Origin of the sequence: Intestinimonas timonensis, from assembly GCF_900626145.1 — a bacterium.
In the GTDB taxonomy this organism is placed as follows: Bacteria; Bacillota; Clostridia; order Oscillospirales; family Oscillospiraceae; genus Intestinimonas; species Intestinimonas aquisgranensis.
In genome coordinates, this window is sequence record NZ_LR130840.1 from 1 (window position 1) to 1,050 (window position 1,050).

Here is a 1,050-nt window from a genome sequence, read left to right on the forward strand (position 1 = left end):
AAATGAAACCATCTGATTGATTTTCCGAAGTAAGTGATCGCGTGGAATTAATTCTGCTATATCCAGAATCACCATACTCTTCTGACCGCTTTGCCGTCCCATCATGCTCCATCCCTCCCTTATTTTAATTATACCATGGGAATGGGGTGTTTGGGACTTTTGTCAACAGGTCCATAGTCCAACGCCGCCTGGCGGAGCTCGTCCGTGCGTTTCTGGGACTGCAAAAGCTCAATGTAGGCTTTACGCTGTACGGCCTCCAATTCTGTGTCGTAGGACTCCCACTGCTGCTTCGTTTGCCCGGTCGATGTCCGGTATGAATAGATTACGTTGTGGGATGCGCCTCTTACCTTGTATGTTGCCATAGTAGTGTTCCTTTCCATGATGTGCTCAGGAAGCGCCGTCTACCCCATCCAACCAATTATCAAAGGACTCCTTATGGATACGGAGACAACGCCTGCCGAGACGAATGACTTTAAATTCTTTCGTGCCTTCGCAGAGGTAATAGGCCTTGCGAATGCTCACACCAAGGATCTCAGCTACTTGCTCAACGGTGTAGGTTCGCTGTGCAGTAGCACTGCATTGATTGGAATTCATATCATGAGATTCCTCCTTGCAGCCTGGCAACCATTCAGATAGAAATGTACCTCCCTTCGTATAGATTAGCAGGTAAGTACATTATAGCCTGAATCAAATGAGTTGCCAAGCGGAGTATTGTATTTTTGCACCTGACTCTGGCTCACTTCCTGCGCTCTGCGTTCAGACCGCGTATTTTCAGGCTGCCGCTGTGCGGCACTTCCGTCGGCGGCGTGCAGAACACCACACTGTCGCCGGCTCCTGTATGACCTCCAGAACAGGCTGTGGAATTTTCAAGGTACATTAGGCCTTGTTTGAAAAATAAAAGTTACACAAGAAACCAAGTTATGCGAAGTTATGAGCATGAAACGATATGAATTAACAAAAGAACAATGGGAACGAATCAAGCCGCTGCTGCCACCGGAAGAAACGGGAAAGCGGGGTCGTCCCCGGAAGGATAACCGGATCATGCTCAAC

1 protein-coding gene is annotated in these 1,050 nt (G+C 48.4%); it reads right to left on the bottom strand.

Translation table 11 applies throughout. From position 1 onward, the window contains the following. Positions 1-387: 387 nt before the first annotated feature. The gene (locus E0E29_RS17910; protein WP_130848915.1) at positions 388-594 is read right to left on the bottom strand and encodes a helix-turn-helix domain-containing protein; all 207 of its coding nucleotides are present in this window, start codon (positions 592-594) and stop codon (positions 388-390) included. Positions 595-1,050: the final 456 nt, after the last annotated feature.